General features: G+C 39.5%; 11 protein-coding genes and 1 pseudogene. 5 read left to right on the forward strand and 7 right to left on the reverse strand.

Annotation, left to right across the window (positions count from 1 at the left end):
• Positions 1-113 precede the first annotated feature (113 nt).
• A complete protein-coding gene (locus tag LC586_RS15525) occupies positions 114-281 on the forward strand; it encodes a hypothetical protein (RefSeq protein ID WP_229485672.1) in 168 nt (55 codons plus the stop codon).
• Between the two features lie 136 nt (positions 282-417).
• Here the strand turns inward: LC586_RS15525 and LC586_RS15530 are convergent, their stop codons facing one another.
• The 4 genes from LC586_RS15530 to LC586_RS15545 form a co-directional block, all read right to left on the reverse strand.
• Positions 418-726, reverse strand: a complete 309-nt coding sequence (locus tag LC586_RS15530) for a hypothetical protein (protein ID WP_099102958.1) — start codon at positions 724-726, stop codon at positions 418-420.
• Between the two features lie 51 nt (positions 727-777).
• Positions 778-978 (reverse strand): hypothetical protein, encoded by a 201-nt coding sequence (locus LC586_RS15535; RefSeq protein ID WP_229485673.1) that lies wholly within the window; start codon positions 976-978, stop codon positions 778-780.
• A 50-nt stretch (positions 979-1,028) separates the two neighbouring features.
• Positions 1,029-1,193 carry a ribbon-helix-helix domain-containing protein gene (locus LC586_RS15540; protein WP_229485674.1) on the reverse strand — a complete coding sequence of 55 codons (165 nt, stop codon included), beginning with the start codon at positions 1,191-1,193 and terminating at the stop codon, positions 1,029-1,031.
• 541 nt (positions 1,194-1,734) lie between these two features.
• Positions 1,735-1,908 (reverse strand): hypothetical protein, encoded by a 174-nt coding sequence (locus LC586_RS15545; protein ID WP_229485675.1) that lies wholly within the window; start codon positions 1,906-1,908, stop codon positions 1,735-1,737.
• A 134-nt stretch (positions 1,909-2,042) separates the two neighbouring features.
• Here LC586_RS15545 and LC586_RS15550 point away from each other — a divergent pair, with 134 nt between their 5' ends.
• The gene (locus LC586_RS15550; protein WP_229485676.1) at positions 2,043-2,441 is read left to right on the forward strand and encodes an antibiotic biosynthesis monooxygenase family protein; all 399 of its coding nucleotides are present in this window, start codon (positions 2,043-2,045) and stop codon (positions 2,439-2,441) included.
• Between the two features lie 59 nt (positions 2,442-2,500).
• Here the strand turns inward: LC586_RS15550 and LC586_RS15555 are convergent, their stop codons facing one another.
• Positions 2,501-3,028 carry an AAA domain-containing protein gene (locus LC586_RS15555; protein WP_229485677.1) on the reverse strand — a complete coding sequence of 176 codons (528 nt, stop codon included), beginning with the start codon at positions 3,026-3,028 and terminating at the stop codon, positions 2,501-2,503.
• A gap of 111 nt (positions 3,029-3,139) precedes the next feature.
• On the opposite strand from LC586_RS15555, the gene LC586_RS15560 reads away from it, so the two are divergent.
• From LC586_RS15560 to LC586_RS15580, 3 genes and pseudogenes are all read left to right on the forward strand, one after another.
• Entirely contained in the window at positions 3,140-3,529 is a 390-nt protein-coding gene (locus tag LC586_RS15560) for a hypothetical protein (protein WP_229485678.1), read from the forward strand.
• A gap of 224 nt (positions 3,530-3,753) precedes the next feature.
• Positions 3,754-4,896: pseudogene (locus LC586_RS42640) on the forward strand (ISH3 family transposase).
• A gap of 342 nt (positions 4,897-5,238) precedes the next feature.
• Complete coding sequence (locus LC586_RS15580) at positions 5,239-6,501, forward strand: AIPR family protein (RefSeq protein WP_229485682.1); 1,263 nt, start codon at positions 5,239-5,241, stop codon at positions 6,499-6,501.
• 460 nt (positions 6,502-6,961) lie between these two features.
• Here LC586_RS15580 and LC586_RS15585 read toward each other — a convergent pair whose 3' ends face one another.
• Both LC586_RS15585 and LC586_RS15590 read right to left on the reverse strand, forming a co-directional pair.
• Entirely contained in the window at positions 6,962-8,425 is a 1,464-nt protein-coding gene (locus LC586_RS15585; protein ID WP_229485688.1) for an ISLre2 family transposase, read from the reverse strand.
• 294 nt (positions 8,426-8,719) lie between these two features.
• A complete protein-coding gene (locus LC586_RS15590) occupies positions 8,720-8,914 on the reverse strand; it encodes a hypothetical protein (RefSeq protein WP_229485683.1) in 195 nt (64 codons plus the stop codon).
• Between the last annotated feature and the right edge of the window lie 92 nt (positions 8,915-9,006).

Consider the following 9,006-nt stretch of genomic DNA (forward strand, 5'->3'; position numbering starts at 1 on the left):
AGAATAGCCCTTTTAAGACAATGGAAAAGGAGAACAACACTATGGAGAACGCCAAGGGTTGGGTTATATAGATCAGCAGGAAAATGTTGTGTTTATCAAGCGGGATTTAAACGGTGAAAAGTCAGGGGTACTGGTTTGAGACACCGCAGGGATTGACAATCGCGCTTTTGAGTACCCCGAAAACAGCGATAGGCTACGCCCCGCCGCAGGCGATCGCCAAAAAGGATGGTTTCACCGCCTGGCTGTCTTATCGGTATACAATGCCGGATTTTAAAGCGTGAACCCCACGATAATCCTTAAGGGATAAGCATAAATATACTATTTAGACAGTCAAGGCCCCCTAATCCCCCTGCCCACAGATGATGGTTAAATGATCGTCTGGCCTAAAAGTTGTGCGATCGCGCTTTGAGGTTATCCTTACGGAGCATTCAATATGAAATCTTCTGTAATAAATGCAACATATACTTTGTCGGGTGTTGCGCCTACAGACTGAATAAGACTGTATACGTCGTTTGCAATCTGTTTACTAGTAACCGAGGGATTGCTGACATTCAGGTAGAGTGTAGTGTTAGGCAAATGCAAATTAACCCGATCAGGAAATAATGAGTTGACATTTAACGCTTGAAAGGTTGTAGCAGTGTCTTCCAATTCAAGTCTTTCCTTTACGCGAGCATTGTCGCCTGACTTGACGTTTTTTAAATCGTAACAAACGATAGCTGTTCTCATAATTTCCCCTATTTAAAAAATGTAAGTAAATAGTTAAATGCCTGATGCTATTCAACTGTCACTGCCACCGCTACCATTGCCATTACGCTGCTGCCCTAGTAGGTATTCCCAGATGCGGCGAATTTCAGCCTGGAATACCTCGCGGTCAGTTTCTGCGTTTTGGATGGAATGCATCAAGATATCTGTGAGGCTGTGGATTTCTTCGGTGTTTTGGCGAACTGAATCCTTACGGGACAGCTGGTTGGTGGTCACAGTTTCAAGGATGCGCTCGATGCGGTCGAGCCGATCTGGGGTCGCTTCACTCATGCTGCACCCTTCTCTTTGGTAGCTTCTGCCTTATCCAAATATTCTTGAATAGCAATAGCTGCTAGTTGACTCACTGAACGCTTTTCAGGCATAGCAAGACGTTTCAATCTTTCTTTGTCTTCTTCACTGATGATTACGCTCAATGTCGGACTTTTAGCCATTGACCTTACTTATAAACTCTCTTCTCTGATCATACTCTATGAGAACATACTAGGTTAACCTATAGTATAATTCCACTAGACTATAATAAAAGCTATGAGACTATAGTAGACTCTATTAATAGGTGCGCCCCGGTAACGGAGATTCCCGCCTCCGTTATCGGCACGACTTCGACCCAACCGTTTAGCCCACGATTAGGAGGCAAAGATAATGTTAGCTGTTGACGTGCCCACATTGGGGTAAAGACAAGATACGCGCAAAATTTATCACTATGTAAAGTTGTGTAAAGTAGCCATGTATTGATGTCTTGAAAACATTCAAACATTGCCTAGTTTGGCTTATTTTAGGCAATGTTCTGAGCGCAACTGAGCGGAAGAATAAGGTTTGAGCCTTCCTTGACACGACCCTTCAGCTTCTGTTTTCGGCAATATTTTCTAAGTTGGGACAGATAAGCTCGAAGTGTTCACTAGGCTGAAAGCCAAACTAGGCAGACTTTTCTCTCATATAGACAAAGGCGATCGCGATAAATTTGTTACAAAAACTTTACTGCGTTTTCTGTTGCACTGCAACGGAATAAAGCCAATTGGCTTGACTTATATAAAGCCGCGCATAACGTGGTTTTGCGCCTTCCAAGTAAGAAGCAAAGCCAGACCTTTCATCTGGGGTGTAGCAAGGGTTGTGAATCATGCTGCCAGCGATACTAGCGATTCTAGGCATCCCCGTGCCAATCCGGGAAAACAGTACACTAAGAAAATTTCAAGTGCCTGAAGCTACGATTTTTCGTTCAAACTAGATAAAAACTAGCAGTATAACTATAAGTTATTTCACAAAAATGATGGTAGAAGCACGTCTTGGAAAGCCTGCCCCATCTTGGTTTCAGCCTTAGCGTACAAATTATCTCTTTCGGCACGGTGATGCCTAATTCAGCAGAAGTTGAAATTATTGCAGGTAATCTTGTAACTCATTTGGCTGAATTTCGTATGATGCCAATTCATCAACCTGAGATGATTAAAAGAACCTCTGCTGAATTAGAACGTGCCATGAGTAACTCACCAGGGTTAATCTCAGCAACCTTTCATCGCAGCCTGGATGGTACTCGGATGTTTAATTATGGTCAATGGGAAAATAGGGAAGCGTTTGAAGCCATTCTCAAACAACCTGGTTTCAATCCAGAACAGCCATATTGGGAAGGTTTCGCCCGCAATGAATTTCATCTGTACAATGTTGTACATACTCAAATTGCCGATTAACAAATTTTTTAACCACAATAAAGCTATTAATTATTAGACTAAATCAGTAAATCGTGTAATCAAATCCAAGTTCCACTTTTTTGCAATTCTCGCATTTCGCCAAATTCCCTAATATATTCCACCAACTCCTTGGTATGCCCCCCTTCAGAAATTCGCCCCAAATTCCCCACCAGAATAAACAGTTCTCGCGCTCTACTCACAGCAACATTCAGTAAATTAGGTCGCCGATTAATAAACCAGAGACTATCAGTTGCAAAACATTGGCGAGTCGAGAAAATTATCACTGACTTGTGACCCCCTTGAAATGTGTGAACTGTACCAATGCTCTTGGGGGAAAAATCTGACCAACGAGATTTTAAGCGTTGACTCAGCGCATTTACTTGACGGCGGTAAGGTGAAATCACGCCAATTGTGTTGTCAGAGTCAGGAGAATTTAAGCAATAACCCGCCGCTAATAACTCCTCAATCAACGCTTCTACTGCATCAACTTCTGCCCAATTAACATTGTTCTCCAGCTTTCCTTCTACATGGCAACTAATCTCTTTAGTACCCAAACGAGAAGCTTTAGGCTCAGTTTTGATGAGCATACCGTAATTGCACAAGCGATCGCATGGAGTGAGAAACCTTTCAGCAATAATCGCTTCAATTCGTCTTAGGTTAGTATCTTTCTTGTACGTTTTGGCACGGTTATGCCAAATATGCTAAATACAAAGGTAAAACAACTGCCAATGCTCGATTACGTCAGTGCAGGAATCGCGTTTTACATCACTTTGCTTCCCGTACAAGAGTGGATATTGGAATTCCGGCTCGGTTATCTCGGTCGCTACTGGAGCCTGATAAGTGTTGCTGGCTTATTCATTGGCTTTTTGCTCTCTGCACTGATATTTGTGCCATTGATTATCAATATGACACTAGATCCGTTCAGATATCCAGATCATATTGTCATGAGCGCGATCGCTGCGGTGATTTTTGGTGCAATACTCTGGCTGGGACAGTGGCTAATTCTCCGCCAGACTGAGATGACACCAAGAGTTTTTGCTCTGCTCAATACAGTCAGTAGACCGAAAAGTTCTGCGATCGCTCTGTGATGGATACCTATATACCTTATTGTTGCCTAAAAAACTGTATTTTTTGATACGCTTTTTGAAAAACTTATTTGTAACTATAACATAAGTAAAACTAATAAATTAGCCAAAAAGTTAAGGGTAGCTCTCGTAGCAGAAGTATGTTCTAGTGCTGTGTCTTGGAATTTTTGTAAAGTATTGGAGTGAAGAAGCAAAATTTTTGACTTAAAAGATTATTGAGTTTGACTATGACCGCAAATATGCCAGTTTTAACTGATAGTAAAACCTTGAACGAAGTAGTGAACTGTTTAACCGAAAACATTCCAATTCAGACTCAGGGCAAGTGTGAACAACAAAATATATTTGAAATTTTAATTAGGGCAGCTACCCAAAGAGATAGCATAGAAAACACGAGTAAAGTATTAAAAAATGTTCCTACAAGTAACGATATTCGTTATCATTTAGAAAAATATTCCGACCTGAACTCTCTGGAATTAGATTTAAATACTGCACTTTCTTTGCCGCTTCCCAGATGGAATCCGAGAAGGTCGACAAAAAATTGCCATCGATTTTAACTTGATTCCTTATTATGGTGAGCCATCACTTTTCAGTTGCACCATATATTTATAGAAGTCAAGCTAAAAGTGGCACTTGTTCTTTTTATGCTTACGCTACTATTTATGTAATTAAGAAGAATAAACGAGTCACTTTAGCTATTAAAGCTGTTCAACAACAAAATACTTTAGTAGCAATTATTACTTATCTTTTAGCTCTGATTGAGCCTTTGAAGCTTAAAATAGAACGATTGTATTTAGACCGGGAATTCTTCTGTGTGCCAGTCATCAGATGGTTGCAAGCTCTTGATATCCCCAATGAAGATGCCAGTAATTATTCGTGGTAAACATGGCGGTACTAGACAATTAATTAGAGGTAGACGCAGTTATAAAACAACTTATACTTTAAACAGCGATAAATATGGTTCAGTAACTTTTCCAGTGTGGATAGTTTGTACATATAAAAATGGTAAAAGACGCGCGCATGGGCGGGAATTTTTTATTTATGCAGTCTATAAAGTTAAGTTAACTTTGCAGCTTATACATGATGACTATCGCCTCCGTTTTGGGATTGAAAGCAGCTACCGAATGAAAAACCAGTGCCGGATAAAAACTACTATTAAAAATCCCACTATTCGGCTTTTATTTGTAGCTATAGCTTTTTTAATTATTAATATATGGATTTATCTAGTGTGGCATTATCTGAGCCGATTAAAGAGAAGTACTAGACAGGTTTTCTCTCATTTATTTACTCTCAAACAGATGCTTGAGTTTTTACGCCAAGCAGTAGACCGCAACTATGGGGTAGCCTGCGAAGTTTGTTTAGCATCCGGCTGATTTTGGTTGGTCTTTAGGGGCTTATTTATAAGTTGAGCTTATAGTTTATCCAAGGCAATCAGCTTTTTTACATTCCTCAAAAAACTGTATCATACACTACTATTTTTTAGCAACCGCAGAACTTTTCGGTCTACTGACTGTACAAATTAAGTATAATGTCGCTTGCTGTGAATTCCGGCTTTTCAGGTATGTCAGCTCTACCGCAGGTTCAAATAATTTGACTACCCAGATGCTGAGATATGTTGTAGTCCAATCTCCAAGGATACTTGGCGTGTCAAGAAATGCGATATCAGCATCAGGGTTTTGGTTAACATAGAATTTACTTCCATCAACAAATAAAGTATGCCCAAGACTTGGAACATCAAGATAGATAACTATTTTCAAGCCAATCCCAATTGCATTATCGCCACAGCCTATGTAGACAGCTTCCCTATAGACCTCCCCTTAGAACCGAACATCCGGGAACCCAACCGCAAAAGCGCAACCTACAGACAAATCTTCGACTCGCTGACGACCGAACCCGTAAAATTCTTCTCTCGCCACAGTGGAATCGTTCTGTCAGCCAATAAAGTTAAGCCCAACAGAAACAAAACCGAGCTAGAACTAGAGATTTTGGAAGCTAACGAGGGCGGTAGCGATGGGATTATCAACGGGGGGCATACAGTTTTAGCCTTTGAGCAAGCGAAAAATTACAAATACGATTTAACCGAAGCCAGGGTAAAAGTTACGATTCACATCGGACTGACTGAAGAATCAGCCAAAGACATAGCCCTGGCTTCAAATACTACAACGCCAGTAGATTCTCGCTCCAAAGTTAACGCCAGAGGTGATTACAAATTCATCAAGCAGTATTTAGTCCAGTTAGAGAGAGCAGAAGATAGGAAATTCCGCATTGCCTATTACCAAAACCAAAGCGGCGCTCCCAGAAACGCTCAGTGCAATGTCACCCATTTACTGAAGCTGCTTTACTGCCTCGACAGAAATAAATACAATCCCGACGGCAATAAACGAACCAAGCACCCAGTAGGGATGAGTCTTCCAAGTCACATCACAGACGCAGAAAGAGAACGGTTAACCGCTTTACTGCCTCTCCTTTCTCAAGCTCTGTGGATAGAGCAAAGACTCTACGAAATAATCCAAGACTATATCAGCAACCCTAGAAGAAAGGGTGCTAACGATTTAGCATCAATTGATATACGTAAAACTACGTTATTGCCTGACAGCAAGTATTCATTTGGGTTTGGTGCGCCAACTGACCTGGCACTACCGATAATTGCGTCCTATCGGGTATTTCTGGATAAGGACTATAAATGGATTCTGCCGTTTAATGAATTCGCTGAAGATTTTCTCCAACACTTATGGACGAACTACTTCCGCAAATATTTGGTGTCGGAGAAAACAGCAGGGAATACAGTCGGCACAAAAATCAGCCGCAATCAAGACATTTGGGAAAGTTTGTATATCTCAGCGCAAAGTTATCTCAATTCTTCTTTGGTGAAAATGGTTAACTCCAGTAAGTCAGAAGAACCGAAGGTGACACAAGGTGCAAACAAGAAGGCAAAAGGGAAAAGGGGTGAACTCAACGCAACCACTGTGCCTAAATAGTTTTTACCAAACAGGGCATGATACCAATTCACAATTCGCTTTTTCGCCCATTCGCAATTAAAAAACTTAGATGCAGCAAATCTTTCAAGGTTTATATGTGTATCAGATTTTTCGTGAAATGGTATGAGGTATAGGGGAAAGACTTTTAGTCCCCATACCCTACTTGACTTTTCCAGTTAAGTCAGGAACTTTCAAAATAGCTTGGGTAAGGGAGCAACGCGATTTTGTGAGGTCGGATCAAAAACCAGCGATCGCTAAAACTTAAATTTGTGTATGAGGTAATTTTATTTGCAACTAGTATACGTAATTACACGAGAAATTATCTTGATGAGATATCTCAAAAAGATTGCTAGTAAATTATTTGACGATTATTTCCAAATATGTCTGCAATAATTCTTTAAGACTTGGTATCAATTATGGCAGTAAATAAATTAAATGCCGAATTGAAGTATAAAATTTATCAGGCACTTTGGGGTTTGATAAACGAATTAAAGATAGAGTCAGAAAAATTATCCCAACTTTTAGCTATCCATTGACAACGGAGGTGCAACATAATTTCTGCGTTATCTTGAAGCCAAAACTTGCTATTACCTTTCATCCGTAAATTAACAACTTGGCGAATTAAACTTTCAACCGCGCCACTACCAAGAGGAAGGTTTTTCAAGGTAACAGAGTTATAGTTTAAAAGCCTGCGTCGGTAAGCTTTTAAAATATAATTTCGCTCTCGTACCAAAATTTTAAGGCGCTCTCCGTTCGCCTCAAAAATAAATTCACCCATATTTCTCATTAAATCTAGTGCCTGACCTTTCTTTAAACTTTTTCGAGCCTTTTGAAACCATTGCTGTCGCTCATTATTTGTGCTAAATGCAGCATCAGCAAAGTCTTGTAAATGTGATGCAGCGTGAAAAAAGTCTAATAATTGATAAGTTTCCGGTGGGCATTTTAACTTTTTGAGTAAAGGGGGAATATGTATCCAGATCCATTCTGCTCCATCCGCAATTAATAAAACCTGTTTCGCCTGACTAATACCTAAATTAACTAAGTACATCTCTAATATCTGCAAAAATCCTTGATATCCTTTATAAGTTCCATCATTGGTAATTGGAATCTCTCCATTCCTGATTTTTTCACCTTGTTCATTCACTACATAAATTGTTAATAGTTTTGGCTCAATCCATTCTCCTGTAAAGCCTACACGATTAGTCTTAACCTTACGTCTACCTTTTTTATTAATCCGAATCCGTGTACGCCCCCCATCTACAGCAATAACAACACGCTGATCTTTAAGAATGTTACTCATAGGTAAACTATCAATCTCTAAACTTTTTATTTTCGATTCACGTAAATTTATACCAATTTTACCAAAGTAATATGTTAGCCGTTCTATACGTTTTAAGCTGATATTTATGCCCCAATCAATTAATGTTGTCCGTGCGGACTCAAACGAGCCAGCAATTGCACCATATCGGGCAATAGTCGATAAAACTCCAGGGGTTAAACCCTCAGACATTCCCAAATATCTTAAAAATGGACAAAATCCAACATGAGTAGATTTTTGATTTTTCTTTGGTTGAGTCTGACGTTCAACTACATACGGTAATTTTAAAGTTACTGCGACATTGCCAACTGTTAATATTTGCCGTTCTTTACAACCATGTTTTTTTGTGCTTGTTTGCCACCACCCCTGTGTCTCCTGCTCTGTTTTATCTAAAAAATCTTGAGATTGTGACAGATTATGGAGTAATAAAGCTGTACATTCCCCTGCTAAAACTAAGGCAATTTCTCTAATTTTTTTCTCACGTTCTCTGAAAACGTGTCCATCCCATTCTGAGATATTCGTTAGTTCTAAAAGTTTCGTGACTTTTTCTTGAAAGTGTTCTAACGATTTGCTTAAATCAAAAGTAGAATATATATGATTTTTCATAAGCGCGTAGGCATTCCCCGTTTTGATGTCAGATATCAAAACCTTTACTCCAAAGGGAATCCTACCTTTTTTTAGGCAGAAGTAATAAATCATATTTATATCTGAAAATAAAAATAAAATTCTAACAGTGTTAATACGGTCTTACTTGTTGTAAATATTTATATTGTACTGAAGCTAGTTTTTAGCGATCGCACCTTTTTTGCCCATCCTCACAAAATCGCGTTGCTCCCCTTGGGTAATGCCAGCTAATTAATTTTCAACAAGTTAAGTTTAGTTATGACCTAACATGGGGAATCAACTTAACCGGAACATGACCTTAGCTTGCTTGCCAAATCCTTTAGTAAAGGCATATTCAATCTCTGCGGCATCACAAATCTCTGTTAGTTTGGATTTCAGCCCAGGAAGTTCTCTAACCTCAATACAGATATTTACATATACATCTTTCGTTTCTACATGGGGTAGTGTTACGGAAGCTACGTCCAGGGGCAAACTAAACAGTTTAGTTTAGAAACCGATGAGTAAAATAGTACAAAATTATTATACGGGGAACTTTCCGATCACAGAGTCGTATTCTTTTTGGG

The organism is Nostoc favosum CHAB5714 (assembly GCF_020829495.1).
In the GTDB taxonomy this organism is placed as follows: domain Bacteria; phylum Cyanobacteriota; class Cyanobacteriia; order Cyanobacteriales; family Nostocaceae; genus Nostoc; species Nostoc favosum.